This is a genomic window from Sphingomonas yantingensis (assembly GCF_014199325.1).
Lineage (GTDB): Bacteria > Pseudomonadota > Alphaproteobacteria > Sphingomonadales > Sphingomonadaceae > Sphingomonas > Sphingomonas yantingensis.
In genome coordinates this window covers 393,580-411,389 of the sequence record NZ_JACIJJ010000004.1, presented here as the reverse complement: position 1 = coordinate 411,389, position 17,810 = coordinate 393,580, and the positions used below count along the sequence as shown (strand labels likewise).

Annotated in this window: 16 protein-coding genes; 9 read left to right on the top strand and 7 right to left on the bottom strand. The window is 69.2% G+C overall.

Annotated features, from left to right (window positions below):
* Positions 1-159 precede the first annotated feature (159 nt).
* The 3 genes from FHR19_RS14640 to FHR19_RS14630 are packed head-to-tail and all read right to left on the bottom strand — an operon-like array spanning position 160 to position 3,425.
* Positions 160-960 carry a transglutaminase-like domain-containing protein gene (locus tag FHR19_RS14640; protein ID WP_184029834.1) on the bottom strand — a complete coding sequence of 267 codons (801 nt, stop codon included), beginning with the start codon at positions 958-960 and terminating at the stop codon, positions 160-162.
* A gap of 10 nt (positions 961-970) precedes the next feature.
* Positions 971-1,906, bottom strand: coding sequence for an alpha-E domain-containing protein (locus tag FHR19_RS14635; protein ID WP_184030191.1), 936 nt, complete (start codon positions 1,904-1,906; stop codon positions 971-973).
* 19 nt (positions 1,907-1,925) lie between these two features.
* On the bottom strand, positions 1,926-3,425 hold the full coding sequence (locus tag FHR19_RS14630) for a circularly permuted type 2 ATP-grasp protein (protein ID WP_184029831.1): 1,500 nt from the start codon (positions 3,423-3,425) through the stop codon (positions 1,926-1,928).
* Between the two features lie 139 nt (positions 3,426-3,564).
* Here FHR19_RS14630 and FHR19_RS14625 point away from each other — a divergent pair, with 139 nt between their 5' ends.
* Entirely contained in the window at positions 3,565-5,154 is a 1,590-nt protein-coding gene (locus FHR19_RS14625) for a class II 3-deoxy-7-phosphoheptulonate synthase (protein WP_184029828.1), read from the top strand.
* A 235-nt stretch (positions 5,155-5,389) separates the two neighbouring features.
* On the opposite strand, the gene FHR19_RS14620 is transcribed toward FHR19_RS14625, so the two are convergent.
* Positions 5,390-5,758, bottom strand: coding sequence for an HNH endonuclease (locus FHR19_RS14620; protein ID WP_246359536.1), 369 nt, complete (start codon positions 5,756-5,758; stop codon positions 5,390-5,392).
* 4 nt (positions 5,759-5,762) lie between these two features.
* Positions 5,763-6,818, bottom strand: a complete 1,056-nt coding sequence (locus FHR19_RS14615; RefSeq protein WP_184029825.1) for a mannose-1-phosphate guanylyltransferase/mannose-6-phosphate isomerase — start codon at positions 6,816-6,818, stop codon at positions 5,763-5,765.
* Positions 6,819-6,988: 170 nt separating this feature from the next.
* Here FHR19_RS14615 and FHR19_RS14610 point away from each other — a divergent pair, with 170 nt between their 5' ends.
* The 6 genes from FHR19_RS14610 (at position 6,989) to FHR19_RS14585 (ending at position 14,417) form a co-directional block, all read left to right on the top strand.
* The gene (locus FHR19_RS14610; protein ID WP_184029821.1) at positions 6,989-8,377 is read left to right on the top strand and encodes a TIGR03013 family XrtA/PEP-CTERM system glycosyltransferase; all 1,389 of its coding nucleotides are present in this window, start codon (positions 6,989-6,991) and stop codon (positions 8,375-8,377) included.
* A 4-nt stretch (positions 8,378-8,381) separates the two neighbouring features.
* Positions 8,382-10,418, top strand: a complete 2,037-nt coding sequence (gene prsK, locus FHR19_RS14605; RefSeq protein WP_184029819.1) for an XrtA/PEP-CTERM system histidine kinase PrsK — start codon at positions 8,382-8,384, stop codon at positions 10,416-10,418.
* On the top strand, positions 10,415-11,767 hold the full coding sequence (gene prsR, locus FHR19_RS14600; RefSeq protein WP_184029817.1) for a PEP-CTERM-box response regulator transcription factor: 1,353 nt from the start codon (positions 10,415-10,417) through the stop codon (positions 11,765-11,767). Before prsK ends, prsR begins: the two co-directional genes overlap by 4 nt.
* The gene (locus tag FHR19_RS14595; RefSeq protein WP_184029815.1) at positions 11,751-13,745 is read left to right on the top strand and encodes a tetratricopeptide repeat protein; all 1,995 of its coding nucleotides are present in this window, start codon (positions 11,751-11,753) and stop codon (positions 13,743-13,745) included. The genes prsR and FHR19_RS14595 overlap by 17 nt, the downstream gene beginning before the upstream one ends.
* Positions 13,746-13,790: 45 nt before the next feature.
* On the top strand, positions 13,791-13,991 hold the full coding sequence (locus FHR19_RS14590) for a hypothetical protein (RefSeq protein WP_184029812.1): 201 nt from the start codon (positions 13,791-13,793) through the stop codon (positions 13,989-13,991).
* A gap of 105 nt (positions 13,992-14,096) precedes the next feature.
* Complete coding sequence (locus tag FHR19_RS14585) at positions 14,097-14,417, top strand: DMT family transporter (RefSeq protein ID WP_184029810.1); 321 nt, start codon at positions 14,097-14,099, stop codon at positions 14,415-14,417.
* On the opposite strand, the gene FHR19_RS14580 is transcribed toward FHR19_RS14585, so the two are convergent.
* Together FHR19_RS14580 and FHR19_RS14575 are read right to left on the bottom strand one after the other, a co-directional pair.
* Positions 14,414-15,637: a dipeptidase gene (locus tag FHR19_RS14580; RefSeq protein ID WP_184029807.1), complete on the bottom strand. Its 1,224-nt coding sequence runs from the start codon at positions 15,635-15,637 to the stop codon at positions 14,414-14,416. The two genes, FHR19_RS14585 and FHR19_RS14580, sit on opposite strands and share 4 nt — an antisense overlap.
* Before the next feature lie 23 nt (positions 15,638-15,660).
* Positions 15,661-16,659 (bottom strand): adenosine kinase, encoded by a 999-nt coding sequence (locus tag FHR19_RS14575; protein WP_184029805.1) that lies wholly within the window; start codon positions 16,657-16,659, stop codon positions 15,661-15,663.
* A gap of 93 nt (positions 16,660-16,752) precedes the next feature.
* Between FHR19_RS14575 and FHR19_RS14570 the strand changes: the two genes are divergently transcribed.
* Both FHR19_RS14570 and FHR19_RS14565 read left to right on the top strand, forming a co-directional pair.
* Positions 16,753-17,430 (top strand): EI24 domain-containing protein, encoded by a 678-nt coding sequence (locus FHR19_RS14570; protein ID WP_184030187.1) that lies wholly within the window; start codon positions 16,753-16,755, stop codon positions 17,428-17,430.
* Positions 17,427-17,801 (top strand): hypothetical protein, encoded by a 375-nt coding sequence (locus FHR19_RS14565; RefSeq protein WP_184029803.1) that lies wholly within the window; start codon positions 17,427-17,429, stop codon positions 17,799-17,801. The genes FHR19_RS14570 and FHR19_RS14565 overlap by 4 nt, the downstream gene beginning before the upstream one ends.
* The last annotated feature ends 9 nt before the right edge of the window (positions 17,802-17,810 follow it).

Here is a 17,810-nt window from a genome sequence, read left to right as displayed (position 1 = left end):
TATCGACAAGCTGAGCGCTTGGCGCTGAACCGTCATCATCCCCCGCAAAGGGGAGGTGGCACGCGAAGCGTGATGGAGCGGGCGCGCCGCGGGCGGCGCGCCTGTGGCAGCCCCTTCTTCAGACTGCGCGGCCGACTTCCCATGCCGGGGAGGATCGGGTTACTGCCTCCGCGCCTGTTCCACGATCAGCGCGACGTCGAGCATCTCCTCGCCCTGCCCCAGCCGAGAACCCGCCACGGGCGTCACGCCCGCAGTGTCCAGGCCCACCGCCACGCGGATGTAGCGCTCGTCGACGCGCCCGCCGGTGGAGGGATCGACGGCGATCCAGCCCTCGCCGTCTGCATACGCCTCGACCCAGCCATGCGGGGCACAGGCGCGCCCCTCGCGCTGGCGATAGCCACCGACATAGCGCGCGGGAATCTCGGCGGTGCGCAGGCCGGCGACCAGCATTTGCGCCATTTCGCGCCCGGTAGCGGTGGTGCCGGCGAACGTCGTCGCCGCGTCGCGCAGTTCCTCGACATAGGGGATTCGCTCGAACCGCCCGTGGATCGCCCGCGTGGCGGCATCGATCGTGTCGGCGCCCAACAGCCCGCTCACCGCGCCGCCGACGAACGCGCCCAGCGCCTCGCCCGCGACGGTCCGGTCGGTTTCGCGCAGGTAGAATTCGGGCGGCAGCGGCTCGGCCGTACCGCGGACATGGCCGCCATGGTCGCCGGTAAGGACCTCGCCGCGCACGCTGATCTCGATCGCCCCGATCGGGCCATCGGCGTAGAGCATCGCCTGTCGGTTGCCGAGCCCGTCGCGGCTCTGGCGCAGGCGCGCGTCGCAATCGACATCGATCGACCAGCCGACCACCGTCTGGTCGTCGGTATCGTCGGGGGTCATGCGCAGGCACTGGATCAACCGGATCTGCGGCTCGCTAAAGCGATAGCGCGTGCGATGTTCGACGATGAGGCGCATCTTCTCTATCCTAGATGAACCTGAACTGCTGGGCGATCGCGCGGTCGAGCGCGAGGTTTTCGGCGATGAACGCCGACAGCCACTCATGCAGGCCGCCGACGATCACCTCGGGCGTGCGCGTCTTGTGCATCCGCGCCATTCGCGCGCGCGCCATCCGGTCCGCCCCGCCCTGAAGCCCCGTGCGCTTGCCGAGCAGGCCGAGCATCTCGACGCTTTCCTCGACGCACGCGGCCAGCGAGCGGGGGAGTTCGGGGCGGGTGAGCAACAGGTCGATGACGAGCCGCGGCTCCAGCCCCTCCGAATAGAGCCAGCGATAGGCGGTGACCGCGGACACGGTCTGAAGGATCGTCGTCCACTGGTCGCGATCGACGATGCCGCCCACCGCTTCGCCCTCCGGCAGCAGCAGGTGGTATTTCACGTCGACCAGCCGCGCGGTGTTGTCCGCCCGCTCGACCGCGGAACCAAGGCGGATGAACCACACCGCCTCATTGCGCATCATGCGAAGGATCGCGCCCTCGAACCCGCGCGTCTCGGCCTTCACCGCCTCAACGAGGTTGAGCGTCGCCATCGCGTTGCCCGGTCGCATGCGCGAGTTGAACAGCAGCCATGCGCGATTGATCGCGGTCCACGCCTCACGCGTCAGCGCGGTGCGGACGGCGCGGGCATTGTTGCGCGCCATGTCGAGGCACTGAACGATCGAGCCCGAATGGCCGGTGTCGATCGTCAGGAACCGCGCGACGCTCGCCTGATCGGCCCGCGCGCCGGTCGCGGCGAACGCCTCGTCGGTATAGGTGACGTTGAGCGCGCTTTCCCACGCCGCCTCCCCCGCCGGGGTCGCCGACAGCGCGTCGAGGCGGACGGTCGCCTCGACCAATCGCGCGATGAAGTCCGCCCGCTCGACATAGCGGCCAAGCCAGTAGAGCGACGCGGCGGTGCGCGAGAGCATCAGCATGCGTGCACGCCCCTCACGATCCCAGTTCCTGCTGCTGAAACATCCCGCCCAGCGTCTGGCTCTGCGCCTGCAGCTGGGGGCTGTCGGGCAACAGGACGAAGCTGTCCTTCGTCCCCCCACCCTGGCTGGAGTTCACCACCAGCGATCCTTCCTTCAGCGCCACCCGCGTCAGGCCGCCGGGGACCACCTGCACCCCGTCCCGGCCGGTGAGAACGAACGGACGGAAATCTACGTGCCGCGGCGCCAGCCCCTTTTCGGTCAGCGTCGGCACGGTCGAGAGCGCCAGCGTCGGCTGCGCGATGTAGCGGTGCGGCTCGGCGATCAGCGCGGCGCGGAAATCCTCGATCTCCTGCTTCGTGGCGGTCGGCCCGACGAGCATGCCGTAGCCGCCCGATCCGTCCACCAGCTTCACAACCAGTTCGGGCAGACGTTCGAGCACGTATCTCAGTGCCTGCGGCTCGCGGCAGCGATAGGTCTCGACATTGGGCAGCTTCGCCTCGCCCCCCGAATAATAGCGGACGATCTCGGGCATGTAGCTGTAGATCGCCTTGTCGTCGGCGATGCCGTTGCCCGGCGCGTTGATAAGCGTGACGTTGCCGGCGCGATACGCCGACATGATGCCGGGCACGCCGAGAAGCGAATCGGGGCGGAAGACGACAGGATCGAGAAAGTCGTCGTCGATCCGGCGATAGATCACATCGACCTTCACCCGGCCCGCGATCGTCTGCATCCAGACGACGTCGTCGTCGACCACGAGATCGGCGGGCTCGACCAGTTCGATGCCCATCGAATCGGCAAGGAAGCTGTGCTCGTAATAGGCGCTGTTGAAATGCCCCGGGGTGAGGACGACGCAGACAGGGCGGCTCCCCGCCCCCGGCGGCGCGACCGAGCGCATCGTTTCGTGCAGCCGGTCGGGATAGCTGTCGACGGCCGCCACGCGAAAATTGCGGAACAGTTCGGGGCAGAGGCGGATCATCGCCTCCCGGTTCTCCAGCATGTAGCTGACGCCCGAGGGCGTCCGGGCATTGTCCTCGAGAACGAAGAAGTCGTCCGGCCCGGTGCGAACGAGGTCGATGCCGCAGATATGCGCCCAGATGCCATGCGGCGGGCGGATGCCGACGACCTCGTGCCGGAACTGCGGGTTGCGGAACACGATGTCGGGCGGGAGGATGCCGTCGGCGAGGATGCGGCGCTCGCCATAGATGTCGTCGAGAAACGCGTTGATCGCCTCGACCCGCTGGACGAGCCCCGCCGATAGCCGCGCCCATTCATCGGCTAGGAACACGCGAGGTACGATATCGAAGGGAATGATCCGCTCTGCCGCATCGCGGTCGCCATAGACGGCGAAGGTGATGCCGAGTTGCCGGAAGGTGTTCTCCGCCGCTTCCAGCCGCCGGGCGAGTTCCTCGCGCGGGGTTTCGGCGATCCAGCCGGCCAGCATCTCCAGTGGCGCACGCGGGTTTGTCGGCCCGCCATGGCCCCAGATCTCATCGAACGCGCGTGCTTCCCCCATCCGCCCCTTCAATGTTTCAATGCGAAGACGGTTGCATGCTGTAGCGCATTGTTGCGCTGCACAAGCCCGGCGCGCACAATCTTTGTCGCTTACCCTTTTGGGGTTGATCGGCCTTACCCAGATCGCGTAAACGGCACGCATGACGACGTTGGCAGGCATCAAGATCAGGCGGTTTCGCGAGGCGCGCGGCATCAGTCGCGCCGCTTTCGGCACGTGGTACGGCGCGCCCGGCAGCACGGTTCAGGGCTGGGAGGAGGACGGCAAGCGCGCTGCCGCGCCGATCGTCAATCAGATCGCCGCCAACGGCATCGCGCACCACGCCGACTGGTTCGTGACCCCGCGTAACATGGAGAATGCAATGGGTAGCTGGTCCCCCGCAAGCTGGCAGAACGCCGAAGCGCGGCAGATGCCCGATTATCCGGACCAGGCCGCGCTCGACGCGACGCTGACCGAACTTGGCCGCTTCCCCCCGCTCGTCTTTGCGGGCGAGGCGCGGCAACTGACCGCCGAGCTCGGCCGGGTGGCGGAGGGGCATGGCTTCCTCCTTCAGGGCGGCGATTGCGCGGAAAGCTTTGCCGAGTTCCACCCCAACAATATCCGCGACACGTTCCGCGTGATCCTTCAGATGGCGGTGGTCCTCACCTTCGCCTCGAAGCTGCCGACGGTGAAGGTCGGGCGTATGGCGGGCCAGTTCGCCAAGCCGCGCTCGGCCCCGACCGAGGTGATCGACGGGCAGGAACTGCCGAGCTATCGCGGCGACAACGTCAACGACATCGCCTTCACGACGGAGGGGCGCGTGCCGGACCCGGCGCGGCTGCTGCGTGCCTATTCGCAGTCGGCGGCGACGCTCAACCTGCTGCGCGCCTTTGCACAGGGCGGGTACGCGAACCTGCATCAGGTCCACAAATGGACGCTCGACTTCATGGGTCGCAGCCCCTGGGCCGACCGCTATGCCGACGTCGCAGACCGGATCGGCGAGGCGCTCGACTTCATGGAGGCGTGCGGCATCAATGCCGAGACGGTGCCGCAACTGTCGCGGACCGACTTCTACACCAGCCACGAAGCGCTGCTGCTCCCCTATGAGCAGGCGCTGACGCGGCAGGATTCGCTGACCGGCCAGTGGTACGACACCTCGGCGCATTTCCTGTGGATCGGCGACCGGACGCGGTTCGAGGGGTCGGCGCATGTCGAGTATCTGCGCGGTATCGGCAATCCGATCGGCATGAAGTGCGGGCCGAGCCTCGAACCCGACGCGCTGCTGCGCCTGCTCGACACGCTCAACCCGCATCGCGTGGCGGGGCGGATGACGCTCATCACCCGCTACGGCCATGACAAGATCGAGGCGCACCTCCCCGCCCTCGTCCGCGCGGTCAAGCGCGAGGGGCATCCGGTCGTGTGGAGCTGCGACCCGATGCACGGCAACACGGTGAAGGCGGCGACCGGCTACAAGACGCGGCCGTTCGAGCGAATCCTGGCCGAAGTGCGCGGCTTCTTCGCCGTCCACCGCGCCGAGGGGACGCATGCCGGCGGCATCCATGCCGAGATGACCGGACAGGACGTCACCGAATGCACCGGCGGCGCGATCGCGGTGAGTGAGCAGGCGCTGGCGGACCGCTATCACACGCACTGCGACCCGCGACTCAATGCCGGGCAGAGCATCGAACTGGCGTTCCTGCTCGCCGAAATGCTTAACGAGGAACTGGCCGAGCGGAAGAAGGCGGCTGCCTGAGGTTTCTTCCGTCACCCCGGACTTGATCCGGGGTCCCGCTTTTTCTGAAAAGAGGCGGCAGAAGGTAGTTCGCGCAGAGGCGTAGAGAGCGCGCAGGTGATGATTTTCGGGGCGCCGAAAGTGCTTTCCTCGACGCCCGCTGGTAAGAGCCGCTGCGCGGCAATCACCATATCTCTGCGCCTCTGCGAGAAATCCCTTCCTCCCCCTGGACACGGGGAAGAAGCGGGACCCCGGATCAAGTCCGGGGTGACGGTGGGTTGGGGACGCCGCGCGTCTTTGCCCGGCGCGTGGGCGCGTGGAAATTGGGGGGCTTGTCGGCCACCCAACGCAGGAACGCGGCCAGCGCGGGATGCGCCGCGAGGGCGACCATGTTGCCACCCTCCTTCGCCAATTGAGCATTGGTCAAAGCGGCGTGGATCGCACGGTGACAGATCGGATGGACGGGCACGGTCGCCGTCCCGCCCTCCGCCTTGGGCACCGGATGATGCCACTCGACCTTCGCGCCGAGCGGCCGGGCACACAGTGCGCAGACCGGCGGGGGCTCCGCCTCCGCCGCGCGGCGCTCGCCCGCCGCCACGGCAAGCTTGCGCCGCACCCGGCCCATCGGCTCAGTTCTTCATCGCGTCGAGCAGCTTCTTGACTTCCTGACTGCGGCCGCGCGGCAGGATCAACACGTCGTCGCCGCTCGCCACCACGATAAGGTCCTCGACCCCGACCAGCGCCACCCGCCGCCCGTCGCCGCGGACCAGGCAGCCGCGCGTGTCGATGGCCACCACGTCGCCGCGGCAGACATTGCCGCCCTCGTCGCGGTCGCTGATCGCGTGCAGCGCGTCCCAGCTGCCGACGTCACTCCATCCCATCGCCACGGGGACGACGGCAACGCGGTCGGCCTTTTCCATCACCGCATAATCGATCGAATCGGATGGCGATTCAGCAAAGGCGTCATGCTCGGGCCAGACGCGCACGCCCTCCCGCTTGGCCTTTTCTATCGATTGCTGGACGGCGTGGAGCATGTCGGGATTGTGGACCGACAGCGCGTCGAGGAACTTGTCGGCCCTGAACAGGAAGATCCCGCCGTTCCACGCATGATCGCCGGACGCCACCATCGCCTCGGCCACGTCGCGCGGCGGCTTCTCGACGAAACGGGCGACGCGGTGGACGCCCTCGACCAGCGGCTCGCCGACCTGGATATAGCCATAGCCCGTCTCCGGCGCGTCGGGCTCGATGCCGAAGGTGACGAGCCACCCGTCCTCGACCAGCGGCAGCGCGCGGTGAATCGCTTCGTGGAAAGCGGCCACGTCGGCAATGACATGGTCCGACGGCATGACCAGCAGCGGCGCCGTAGGATCCTCGGCAGCCAGCGCGGCCAGCGCGATCGCCGGGGCGGTGTTTCGGCCCATCGGCTCGAGGATGATCGACGCCGGCGCAGTCCCCGCCTCGGCCAGCTGCGCCTCGATCTGGTCGACGTGCATCGCGTTGGCGACGACGATCGGCGCGGCGAAATGCTCGCCCGCGTCGGTACGCCGCGCGGTCAGTTGCAGCATCGTCTCGTCGGCGGTCAGCGCGAGGAACTGCTTGGGTAGTTCGGGCCGCGACATCGGCCACAACCTCGTTCCCGATCCGCCCGACAGGATGACGGGCACGATCAGCTTCGTTTCGGACATCGACGCACTTCCCCCTCGCCGCCGGATGGCGGTCGTTTCGGAGCCTAAACGCACGAACGCCCGGAAGGAACCGTTCCTCTTGAACGGACCATTCAGCTTTTCTTTGTCAATTGATGCGACACGGCCAACATGTCGGTGAACCTTACACCTGGGCGACAGGGGCCTGCCGCATGATCCGGTTGTTCAAGCATTATGTGCCGAATGCGGTGCTGCTCCTAGGCCTGCTCGACTTCGTCTGCCTGCTCGCCGCGGCCGAGTTCGGCTGGCAATGGCGCATCCATCAGCTCGACTTCGACCTGGAGCCGGTATCGACCCGCATTCCGCAATTGCTGAGTTTCGCCGGCAGCCTGATGTTGGCGATGGTCGCGGTCGGTGCCTACAGCCCGAAGGCGCTCACCTCGATGCGGTTCGCCACCGCTCGGCTGATCGTCGCGGTTTCGTTGGGGACGATCTTCCTGTCGGTGGTGTTCTTCTTCGTGCCGACGCTGACCTTCTGGCGATCGAACCTGCTCTACGCGATGGGCGCCGCGCTGGTGCTGATGTTCGTCCTGCGCCTGCTGATCGGCAAGACGCTGGGCGGACAGGTGTTCAAGCGGCGCGTCGTCGTGCTCGGCGCCGGGCCGCGCGCCGAACGGATCAAGGCGCTGGGACGCCAGCCGGGATCCGGCTTCGTCGTCGTCGGCTATGTTTCGATGAGCGAGGCAAACCGCGTGATCCCGGAGGCGATCGCCCGCGACGCGATCTACAACCTGGCCGATCACGTCGTCCTGTTGAACGCCAGTGAGGTCGTGCTGGCGCTCGAGGAACGGCGCAACGCCCTGCCCCTCAAGGATCTCGTCCGCATCAAGACGACCGGCGTCCACGTCAACGAAATCTCGACCTTTCTCGAGCGGGAAACCGGCCGCGTCGACCTCGACAGCGTCAATCCGAGCTGGCTGATCTTCTCCGACGGTTTTTCCTCGGGGCGGATGTTCTCGAGCGCGTTCAAGCGCCTGTTCGACATCGGCGCCTCGCTGCTGCTCCTCGTCCTCACGCTGCCGCTGGTCCTCGTCACCGCGATCGTCGTGAAATTGGACAGCAAGGGGCCCGCCTTCTACCGCCAGCGCCGCGTCGGCCTCTACAATCAGGGGTTCGACATCGTGAAGCTGCGGTCGATGCGGATCGATGCCGAGGTCGCGGGCACCGCCGTCTGGGCCGAGAAGGACGATCCGCGCATCACCCGGATCGGCCGGATCATCCGCAAGCTCCGCATCGACGAACTGCCGCAATGCTGGAGCGTGCTGAAGGGCGAGATGAGCTTCGTCGGCCCCCGCCCCGAGCGACCGCAGTTCGTCGAGGACCTCGAACAGAAGCTGCCCTATTATGCCGAGCGGCACATGGTGAAGCCGGGCATCACCGGCTGGGCACAGATCAATTACCCCTATGGCGCCTCGATCGAGGATTCGCGCCAGAAACTCGAATACGACCTCTATTACGCGAAGAACTATTCGCCGTTCCTCGACGTGCTGATCCTGCTTCAGACGATCCGCGTCGTCCTGTGGCCGGAAGGCGCGCGCTGAGCCGATGCTGGCGAGCGGTGCCATCGACCTGCTGACGCTTTGGGGCCATTCGCTGGCCGCGCTGCTGTTCGCGGCGCTGGCGGCATGGACGTGGCGGCAGCCGCGGCGGCGGCGTGGCCTTGCGACCGCGCTGGCGCTGACGGCGCTGTGGGCGCTCGCGGTCGCCGGGCTCGGCAGCGGTGACGGCGTGACGCGGCTGGCGGAGACGCTGCGCAACCTCGGCTGGCTCGCCTTTCTGTGGCGTGCGGAGCAGGCGGGCGCGCAGCGATCGCGGACGGTCTTCTACGCTGTGCTCGCCTCCATCGTCGTCGCCGGCGGTGCGATCGGGTCGGCGGGGGCGATGATCCGCGACCCGGCGATGGCCCGCGCGCTGGTCGATGCCGGCGTGGTGCTCCGGCTGCTCGCGAGCGTCGCCGCGCTCGTCCTCGTCCAGCATGTCCATGCTCGCGCGACGGGCGCCAGCCTGCGTGCGGCGACGCTCGGCATCGCGGCTATGTGGCTGGTCGACGCAAACATCCTGACGCTTGCCTGGGCGACCGGAAGTTGGCCCGACGCGATCCTCGCCATGCGCGGCGCGGTGATGGTCGTCGTCGCCGCGGTCTTCGCCGCCGATCTTCAGCGGCAGGACGACCGCCCGATCCAGCTGTCGCGCGCCGTCGCGGTCCAGTCGCTCTCGCTGCTCGCGGTGCTCAGCTATTTCGCGATCTTCGCCAGCGTGACAGAGGGGCTGGCGATCATGGGCGGCACGCACGCCCGCGTGCTCCAGACCGCGTTCGTCTTCGGATCGACGGCCGCGCTGCTCGCCGTCCTCGCCTCGCCCGCCGCGCGCGCCTGGTTGCGGGTCAAGGCGATGAAGCACCTGTTCCGCCACCGCTACGACTATCGGGCCGAGTGGATGCGGTTCACCGAAACGCTCGGGCATCGCGCGGACGGCGATGCGCTCGACGCGCGCGTGATCCGCGCGATCGCCGAATTGCTCGATGCGCCGGGCGGGGTGCTGTTGACGCTGTCGGGCGATACGCTGGTCCCGGCGGCCGAATGGCGCTGGGACGCCGCGGCGATGCCGGTTCAGGTCGGCGACGACCTGCTGGCCCGGCACCTCGGCGCCACCGGCCGCGTGATCGAGCTGGACGCAATCCGCGCCGGCGGTGCGCCCGCCGATGCCGACACGATCCCGGCGGCGCTGCTCGACTGTGCCGAGGCGTGGGCGATCGTTCCGCTGCCGCATGGCGGCGGATTGGTGGGAGCGATCGTGCTGGCCCGCCCGCCGCTGCCCCGCGCGCTCGACTGGGAGGATTTCGATCTTCTCAAAGTCGCGGGGCGACAGGCGGCAAGTTCGCTGGCCGAACAGCAGGCGCAGGCGCGCCTCGTCGAGGCCGAGCGGTTCGACGAGTTCAACCGCCGCTTCGCCTTCATCCTTCACGACATCAAGAATCTGGTGAGCCAATTGAGCCTCGTCGCGCGCAATGCCGAACGCCATGCCGACAACCCCGCTTTTCGCGCCGACATGGTCGCCACATTGAACGAATCCGCAGGGCGGATGACCGAACTTGTCGCCCGACTGTCGCAGGATCGCGCGCCGCGGACCGACGCGCCGCGCGCGGTGCCGCTGCTCGGCCTTGCCGAAACGCTGGCGGGCGAGCGGCGACTGACCCATCCGGTCGTCGTCACCGGCGATCCGGCCGCCATCGCGCTTGCCGACTCCGCCGGCACGACACAGGTGCTGCGCCACCTGATCCAGAACGCGATCGAGGCGAGCCCGCCCGGCGAGCCGGTCGGCGTTGCCGTGCGGATCGAGGGGCCGCGCGTCGTCGCCGAAGTCATCGACCGCGGGTGCGGCATGTCCGCTGCCTTCATGCGCGACCGCCTGTTCAAGCCGTTCGTCTCGACCAAGCCGGCCGGCTTCGGCATCGGCACGTACGAGGCGCGTGCGATCGCCGCGGCAATGGGCGGCGCGATCGAGGTGTCCAGCCGCGAGGGCGAAGGCAGCCGCTTCCGCCTGATCCTTCCTTCGGTCAGCTCGATGGAGCGCGCGGCATGACGACGCCCCTTCCCAAGCTGCTCGTGGTCGAGGACGATCCCGGCCTTCAGCGGCAATTGCGATGGGCCTATGACGGGTACGAGGTGCTGATCGCGCCCGACCGCGCGACCGCCCTCACGCTGCTGCGCGCCGAGGAGCCGGCGGTCGCGACGCTCGACCTCGGCCTGCCGCCCGATCCCGACGGCGTGAACGAGGGGTTCACCGCGCTGGCCGAGATGCTGGCGCTGAAACCCGACCTGAAAGTCATCGTCGCCTCCGGCCATGGCGAACGCGAAAGCGCGCGCCGTGCAATCGCCGAGGGGGCGTGGGACTTCTACGCCAAGCCGATCGATATCGACGCGCTGGGCCTGATCGTCGCGCGCGCGTTCCACGTCCACGCGCTGGAGGCGGAGAACCGGCGCCTGGCCGAGCGCGGCGGCGAGCGTGCCCATGGTCTCGTCACCGCCTCGCCCGAAATGCTCAAGGTCACGCGGATGATCGAGCGGGTGGCGGGCGCCGACGTGTCGGTCATGCTGCTGGGCGCCAGTGGCACCGGCAAGGAAGTGCTGGCCCGCAGCCTGCACGACGCCAGCCCGCGTGGCGGCGGCGCGTTCGTTGCGATCAATTGCGCCGCGATCCCCGAAACGTTGCTCGAAAGCGAGCTTTTCGGGCACGAGAAGGGCGCTTTCACGGGCGCGGTCAAGACGACCGAGGGCAAGATCGAACAGGCCGCGGGCGGCACCCTGTTCCTCGACGAGATCGGCGACGTGCCGCTCCCGCTTCAGGTCAAGCTGCTGCGCTTCCTTCAGGAACGCGTGATCGAGCGGATCGGCGGGCGGCGACCGATCGCGGTCGACACGCGCATCGTCTGCGCCACGCATCAGGATGTCGACGCGATGGTCGCCGACGGTCGGTTCCGCGAGGACCTTTATTACCGCCTTGCCGAGATCGTCGTGCGCATTCCGGCACTGGCAGAGCGGTCGGGCGATGCCGTCCTCCTCGCCCGGCACTTCCTGAAGCGCCACGCCGCGGCGATGAAGCTGCCGGTCAAGGGCTTCACTCCCGATGCGGTCGCCGCGATCGAGGGGTGGCGCTGGCCCGGCAACGTGCGCGAGCTCGAAAACCGGGTGAAGCGCGCGGTCATCATGGCCGATGGCAGCCACGTCACCGCCGACGACCTCGACCTGACCGGCGATGCCGCCCCCGCGCTACCGATCAACCTGCGCGCGGTTCGCGAGGCGGCCGACCGCGCCGCGATCCGCCAGGCGCTTGCCCATGCCGAGGGCAATATCTCTGGCACCGCCCGGCTGCTCGGGATCAGCCGCCCTACCCTCTACGACCTGATGAAGGCCTATGACCTCCAGCCCTGAGCCCAAGCCCGTCCGCCGCAGCGGCAGCGTCCGCCGCCGGTGGCGGCGCCGCATCGTCATCGGCGTCATCGCGCTGTTCGGGCTTGGCGTCGTCACGCTTGGCATCCGGGGCCTGCTGCCCGACCGTGCCGACCGGCCCGCGGCCGAAAAGGCGCTGGCGCAGGCCGAGGCGCTGTTGAAGGCGGGCAATCCCTCTGCCGCGCGCGCCGCCGCGGGTGATGCCGTCGCCGCCGATCCAAACTGGGGCGAGGGTCAGGTAGGGCTCGCGCGGATGCAGCTCGCGCTCGACGACGGCCTGGGTGCCGGCGCCTCGCTCGACCGGGCACAGGCGGTGGGCTTCGACATGAAGCGTACGCGGCACCTGCGGGCACGCGCGCTGATGCTGATGGGCGACCCCAAACGTGCCGCAGACGAGCTCGCCGCCGCCGACCCGAGCGACGCGGCCGAGGCGGATCTGGTTCGCGCCGAACTCGCAACCCGGACTGGACGTTTCGGCAACGCGCTCGCGACGCTCGACCGCGCGGTCGCGGCGCGGCCCGCTGACGGGGCGGCGTGGCTGGCGCTCGCCCGCACTCGCCGTGCCGCCGCCGACTTGTCGGGCGCGATCGAGGCGAGCGCGCGCGCCGTCGCCGCCGCCCCGCGATCGACCGATGCGCTCGCGCTGCGCGGGGAGCTGGTGCGCGAGCAATATGGCCTGACCGCCGCGCTCCCCTGGTTCGAGCGGTCGCTGGCGAGCGATCCCCGCAATCACGCGGCGCTGATCCAGTACGCCGCCACGCTCGGTGAGTTGGGCCGCGCGCGCGACATGCTAGCGGCACTGCGCCGCGCGACGCTGGTGCGCAAGGGCAGCCCGCAGGCGCTCTATCTTCAGGCGGTGCTCGCGGCGCGGGCGCGCAAGTTCGATCTGGCGCGTCACGTGCTAGACCATGCGAACGGGGCGATCGACGACCTGCCCGGCGTGATGCTGCTGCGCGGGGTCCTCGATCTTCAGGCGGGCGAGCAGGAACAGGCGATCGCTGGCCTACGAACGCTGGTCACGCGCCAGCCGATGAACATCACCGCGCGAAAGTTGCTGGCGACCGCCTATCTCCGCTCCGACGCGGCACGCAACGCGATCGGCGTGCTCGGCCCTGTCGTCGCGCGACCCGATGCCGACAGCTACACGCTCGCTCTCGCTGCGCGTGCGCATGAGCGGATCGGCGAGCGGCAGGTGGCGGCCCAACTGCTCGACCGCGCCGCGCTGCCCGCCCCCGCCGCGGTCGCGGCGTTCAGTCCCGACGACGGCCTCGGCGTGCTGCGACAGCGTGCCGCGGGCGGATCGCCGGCCGAGCGGATCGCGCTGATCCGCGGGCTGATCGACGCCGCAAACGGGCCGCAGGCGCTTTCGGAGGCGCGGGCGCTGGCCGATGCCAATCCCGGCGTGCCAGCGGCGCAGTTGCTGCTGGGCGACGTGTGGATGATGGGCAAGCGTCCCGCCGACGCCGCCGCCGCCTATGCCCGTGTCGCCGCGCTTCGCTTCGACGAGCCGGCCGCGATGCGGCTGATCGAGGCGCTCGACGCGTCGGGCCAGCGGGAAAAGGCGGCGAGCACGCTGGCGCTGTTCCTGTCGCAGAACCCGCAGAATGTCGCAGCGCTGCGCCTTTCCGCGCACTGGCACCTGGCCGCCGGCGACGATGCCGCCGCCGCCGCGACGCTGGAGGAATTGCGGCTGCGGATCGGCGACCGCGATGCGGGGCTGCTCGCCGAACTGGCGCTGGCGCATCTGGGGCTAGAGAACGACGCGCGCGCGATCGAATACGCCGCCGCCGCCTATGCGCTCCAGCCGCAGAACCCGGCGGTCGCCGATGCGTACGGTGTTGCGCTACTGGCAAATGGCGACGCCCCGGGCGCACGCGACCTGCTTCACAAGGCGAGCCTGCTGGCGCCGGGCGACCCCATCATTGCCCAACACCTGCGCGAGGCCGAAGCGGCAGGCTAGTCGGCGCTGCGCGTTTCGAGCATGCTGTACGCGAGGAGATCGCTGATGGATGACGCGCACCGAACCGTGATGGCCCGCTCGAGCTATCTGTGGATCGCCGCCGGGCTCGCGTTCAGCCTCACGATAGTCGCCGCGGCGACGGGCAGCATCCGACTGATCGAGGTGGCGCTTATCGTGAACGGCGTCCTCGCGATCGTCGGGATCGGCTTCGGCATCTGGACCGGCCGCGCGCTCGCCCGTCGCTGAAGCTGGACCCGCCGCGCGCCATCGGCTAGGCGGCGCGCACGCACGGCCTCTTTTCGGGTTTCCGGCCGGCACTTTCCTGACGAGCCCGATTATGAGGAGACGATGATGGCGTGGGTCATCCTCGGGGTCGCGGTCGTGACCGAAATCATCTGGGCGCTGAGCCTGAAATGGGCGGCGACGCAGGGGACTTGGACCGCATCGGCGGTGCCCATCGTCCTCAGTTTTGTGAACATGGGCCTGCTCGCGATGGCGATGCGCGGCCTGCCCGCCGGCACCGCCTATGCGGTGTGGACCGGGCTCGGCGCGGTCGGCGTGACGCTGCTCGGCATCTGGCTGTTCGGCGAGAAGGTGAACACGGTGCAGCTCGGCTTCATCGCGCTGATCGTGGTGGGGGTCGTCGGCACCAAGCTGACCGCCACCGCCTAACGCCCGGCGGCGGCAGCCTCGACCCCGCGCATCACGCGCAGGATGTTGCCGCCCGCCAGCTTCGCCAGATCGGTGTCGCTCCACCCGCGGCGCATGAGTTCGGCGAACAGCAGCCGCCAGCCGTCGACTCCTTTCATCCCCTCCGGCCCCGCGCCGCTGATGCCGTCGTAATCGCCGCCCAGGCCGACATGATCGCGCCCGGCGACGCGCGCGATATGCTCGACCTGGTCGGCGACGTCGGCGGCGGTGACAGGGGGCTGCGGGTGGGCGGCGACCCATTCGGCCATCTTCGCCTCGACCGCCGCCGCGGGCTGGCCGAGCATCAGCCCGGCGGGGGAGCCGGTCAGCCGCGCTTCCTGCGCCGCCTTTTCCGCCTGCCACGCGCGCGCCTTGGCAGAAACGAATACGGGATAGACGTTGACCATGACGATGCCGCCGTTCGCTTTCAATGAAGCGAGCACGTCGTCGGGCACGTTGCGCGGGTGCGGATTGACCGCATAGGCATTCGAGTGGCTGAAAATCACCGGAGCCTTCGACGCAGCGATCGCAGCGCGCATCGTGTCGGGCGACGTGTGGCTGAGGTCGACGATCATGCCGATGCGGTTCATCTCGGCGATCACCTGCCGCCCGAAGTCGGTGAAGCCGCGGACGGCGGGCACGTCAGTGCCGCTGTCGGCCCAGGCGATGTTCTTGGTATGCGTAAGCGTGAGGTAAATGACGCCGAGCGCGCGATACTGGCGCAGCATGGCGAGGTTGCCGTCGATCTGCCCGCCGCCCTCCGCCCCGATCAGGCTGGCGACCTTACCCACCCGGCGCGCCGCCTCGATCTCGCTGGCGGTCGTCGCGAGCGCGAGCCGGTCGGGGTGGGCGGCGACCATCCGGCGAACGATGTCGATCTGTTCGAGCGTCGTTTCGACAGCCGCGGGGCCGATCGTTGTCTGGGGGATCCACACCGACCAGAATTGCGCGGCATAGCCCCCGCGCTTCAAGCGCGGCAGGTCGGTCTGGAGCGGCGCAGAGGCGGTGGCGGTATCGCCCTCCAGACGCGCCGCCTCGGGCGAGGCGCCGTATTTCTCGCGGATTTCCCAGGGCAGGTCGTTGTGCCCGTCGATCACCGGCCGGGTGGCGAGAAAGCGGTCGAGCCGCGCCTCGACGGACTGTGCCGCCGCGGGCAGCGGAGCGGCGGCGAGCGCGAGACCGATCCAGAACCGTCCGCGCATCGCCGCCTCTCCCCTCGTGAAACTCAGCCGAGTTTCTGCGCGATCATCGCCTTCAGGTCCACCTCGGGCCGCGCGCCGTAATGCGAGATGATCTCGGCTGCGCACAGCGCGCCGGTGCGAAGCGAGGTCGACAGGTCCTGCCCCTTGGCCTGACCGTGGAGGAAGCCGGCCGCGAACAGGTCGCCCGCACCCGTCGTGTCGACGACGCGCTCGATCGGCTCGGCGCCCACCTCGGCACGTTCGCCGTTCGAGACCGCGATCGCGCCATGCTCGCCGCGCGTGACGACGAGGACGGGGACCTGCGCCGAGATCGCCGACACCGCCGCCTCGAAATCCTCGCCCTGTGCCAGCGCCAGCAGTTCGTTCTCGTTGGCGAACAGGATGTCGATCAGGCCGTCGGCGAGGAGCCGGCGGAAGTCGTCGCCGTGGCGGCTGATGCAGAACACGTCCGACAGCGTGAAGGCGACCTTCCGCCCCGCGCCCCGCGCATAGTCGATCGCCGCACGCATCGCCGCGCGCGGTTCCTCGGGATCCCAGAGATAGCCCTCCAGATACAGGATCGCGGCGCTTTCGATCATCGCGCGGTCGAGCGCGGCCTCGGGCAGGAACTGCGACGCGCCGAGGAAGGTGTTCATCGTCCGCTGGCCATCGGGCGTGACGAAGATCAGGCAGCGCGCGGTCGTCGGATCGCCGGCGCGTGGGGCGGTGTCGAAGCGGACGCCCTGCGCGCGGATGTCGTGGCCGAACACCTGGCCGAGCTGGTCGTCGGCGACCTGGCCGATAAAGCCGCAGCGGTCGCCCAGCGCCGCCATGCCGGCGACGGTGTTCGCGGCCGACCCGCCCGAAATTTCGCGCCCCGGCCCCATCTTGTCATAAAGCGCATCGGCATCCTCGGGCGAGAACATGAGCTGCATCGAGCCCTTGTTCATCCCTTCGGCCGCGAGAAAGGCGTCGTCGGCCTGGGCGAGAATGTCGACGATGGCATTGCCGATCGCGACGACGTCGTACTGGGTATTGGTCAATTCATGCTCCTGGGTTTGGGCGCGCCTATCGCCCGCGCCGCGCGCGCGCAAGCGGTGCTGGCGTTCGCGTGGCCCCGAGGGCACAAGGCGGCGATGCTCCGCGCGCTTGCCCTTTCGATCGGACAGCTCGGCGATCCGCCGGTGCTGCGCGTCCTCGCCAAGTCGCTGGGGCTGACGGTCGTCGTCTTCCTCGCGCTCGGCGGCGGTGGCTGGTGGGGCGCGCGGGCGCTCGCCCAAAGCTACGGCGCGGGCGGGTGGAGCGAGCTGGCGGGCGTGGCGGCGGTGTTCGTTGCGCTCTTGGCGTCATGGCTCTTGTTCCGCGCGGTCGCGATCGCGGTCGTCGGCATCTTCGCCGACGAAGTGGTCGAGGCAGTCGAGCAGCGGCATTATCCCGCGGCGCTGGCGACCGCACGGCCGGTACCAATCGCGCGCGGGGCGGCGATGGGCCTCGGGTCGGCGGCGCGGACGCTCCTGGTCAATCTGGCGCTCTCCCCACTATACATCGCGCTGCTGGTGACGGGTGTCGGCACCGCGGCGGCGTTCTTCGTCGTCAACGGGTGGCTGCTCGGCCGCGACCTCGGCGACATGGTCGCGGCGCGGCATCACCCGCGCGCGGCGATGCGCGACTGGCGGAGCGGCACGCGCGGCGGACGCTTCATGCTGGGGCTGGCGGGGACGGCGCTGCTTGTCGTACCGCTCGTCAATCTCGTCGCGCCGGTGCTGGCGGCGGCGATGGCGACGCATTGGTATCACATGAGGGGGCGTGGATGAGGCATCTGGGACTGGCGATGACGGGCGGGCTGCTGCTGGCGGGCTGCGCGACCGTACCCGCGCCGATGGCGAGCCCCCCGCCGCCGCCAGCCAAGCCGACCTTCGCCACCGTCGGACTGGAGCGCGTGCTGGGCCAGAACGCCGCCGCGCTTCGCCAGTTGTTTGGCGAACCGGACGCAGAAATGACCGAGGGGACCGGCCGCAAGCTCCAGTTCTCTAGCGGGATCTGCGTGCTCGACGCCTATCTCTATCCGAAGGACGGGGGCGGCGTGCCGGTCGTTTCGTACGTCGATGCGCGCCAACGCGACGGGCGGGCGATCGACCGGGCGAGCTGCGTCGCGGCGCTGACCCGGCGGACGGGCGGGCGCTGACCGCCCGCC

What these genes read in the sequence shown, in the direction of transcription:
- FHR19_RS14585 (WP_184029810.1), top strand. Translation starts at nt 14,097, where the DNA reads ATGGCGTGGGTCATCCTCGGGGTCGCGGTCGTGACCGAAATCATCTGG.
- FHR19_RS14565 (WP_184029803.1), top strand. Translation starts at nt 17,427, where the DNA reads ATGAGGCATCTGGGACTGGCGATGACGGGCGGGCTGCTGCTGGCGGGC.
- FHR19_RS14635 (WP_184030191.1), bottom strand. Translation starts at nt 1,906, where the DNA reads ATGCTCTCGCGCACCGCCGCGTCGCTCTACTGGCTTGGCCGCTATGTC.
- FHR19_RS14595 (WP_184029815.1), top strand. Translation starts at nt 11,751, where the DNA reads ATGACCTCCAGCCCTGAGCCCAAGCCCGTCCGCCGCAGCGGCAGCGTC.
- FHR19_RS14630 (WP_184029831.1), bottom strand. Translation starts at nt 3,425, where the DNA reads ATGGGGGAAGCACGCGCGTTCGATGAGATCTGGGGCCATGGCGGGCCG.
- FHR19_RS14640 (WP_184029834.1), bottom strand. Translation starts at nt 960, where the DNA reads ATGCGCCTCATCGTCGAACATCGCACGCGCTATCGCTTTAGCGAGCCG.
- prsR (WP_184029817.1), top strand. Translation starts at nt 10,415, where the DNA reads ATGACGACGCCCCTTCCCAAGCTGCTCGTGGTCGAGGACGATCCCGGC.
- FHR19_RS14570 (WP_184030187.1), top strand. Translation starts at nt 16,753, where the DNA reads ATGCTCCGCGCGCTTGCCCTTTCGATCGGACAGCTCGGCGATCCGCCG.
- prsK (WP_184029819.1), top strand. Translation starts at nt 8,382, where the DNA reads ATGCTGGCGAGCGGTGCCATCGACCTGCTGACGCTTTGGGGCCATTCG.
- FHR19_RS14615 (WP_184029825.1), bottom strand. Translation starts at nt 6,818, where the DNA reads ATGTCCGAAACGAAGCTGATCGTGCCCGTCATCCTGTCGGGCGGATCG.
- FHR19_RS14580 (WP_184029807.1), bottom strand. Translation starts at nt 15,637, where the DNA reads ATGCGCGGACGGTTCTGGATCGGTCTCGCGCTCGCCGCCGCTCCGCTG.
- FHR19_RS14620 (WP_246359536.1), bottom strand. Translation starts at nt 5,758, where the DNA reads ATGGGCCGGGTGCGGCGCAAGCTTGCCGTGGCGGCGGGCGAGCGCCGC.
- FHR19_RS14610 (WP_184029821.1), top strand. Translation starts at nt 6,989, where the DNA reads ATGATCCGGTTGTTCAAGCATTATGTGCCGAATGCGGTGCTGCTCCTA.
- FHR19_RS14590 (WP_184029812.1), top strand. Translation starts at nt 13,791, where the DNA reads ATGGATGACGCGCACCGAACCGTGATGGCCCGCTCGAGCTATCTGTGG.
- FHR19_RS14625 (WP_184029828.1), top strand. Translation starts at nt 3,565, where the DNA reads ATGACGACGTTGGCAGGCATCAAGATCAGGCGGTTTCGCGAGGCGCGC.